Source organism: Enterobacter sp. Tr-810 (assembly GCF_011752765.1).
Classification (GTDB): Bacteria; Pseudomonadota; Gammaproteobacteria; order Enterobacterales; family Enterobacteriaceae; genus Enterobacter; species Enterobacter soli.
The window spans coordinates 1-453 of sequence record NZ_VWWW01000020.1 but is presented as its reverse complement, the minus strand read 5'-3'; the positions used below and the strand labels follow the sequence as shown (position 1 = coordinate 453).

2 tRNA genes and 1 rRNA gene are annotated in these 453 nt (G+C 47.2%); all 3 read right to left on the bottom strand.

Annotated features, from left to right (window positions below):
• Nucleotides 1-104: 104 nt before the first annotated feature.
• A tRNA-Ala gene (locus F3J30_RS22495) sits at nt 105-180 on the bottom strand.
• Nucleotides 181-229: 49 nt separating this feature from the next.
• Nucleotides 230-306: transfer RNA gene (locus F3J30_RS22490), tRNA-Ile, on the bottom strand.
• Nucleotides 307-375: 69 nt separating this feature from the next.
• Nucleotides 376-453 (bottom strand): 16S ribosomal RNA (locus F3J30_RS22485); the annotation flags it as partial.

The following is a 453-nucleotide window of genomic DNA, read 5'->3' as shown; positions in this document are numbered from 1 at the left end:
TGTGTCGTTTCAATTTTCAGCTTGATCCAGATTTTTAAAGAGCAAAACTTCGCAGTGAACCTTTTCAGGTACACTCTGAAGTTTTCTTGTTTTCGCAGTAAAGATGGTGGAGCTATGCGGGATCGAACCGCAGACCTCCTGCGTGCAAGGCAGGCGCTCTCCCAGCTGAGCTATAACCCCATCGCAAAATGCTAATCTCTGTACCGCTCATCCTTTAACATAAGGATTTTGGTAGGCCTGAGTGGACTTGAACCACCGACCTCACCCTTATCAGGGGTGCGCTCTAACCACCTGAGCTACAAGCCTGCAGAGATTTTTACTGCTATTTTTCATCAGACAATCTGTGTGAGCACTACAAAGGCAGGTTCTTTAAGGTAAGGAGGTGATCCAACCGCAGGTTCCCCTACGGTTACCTTGTTACGACTTCACCCCAGTCATGAATCACAAAGTGGT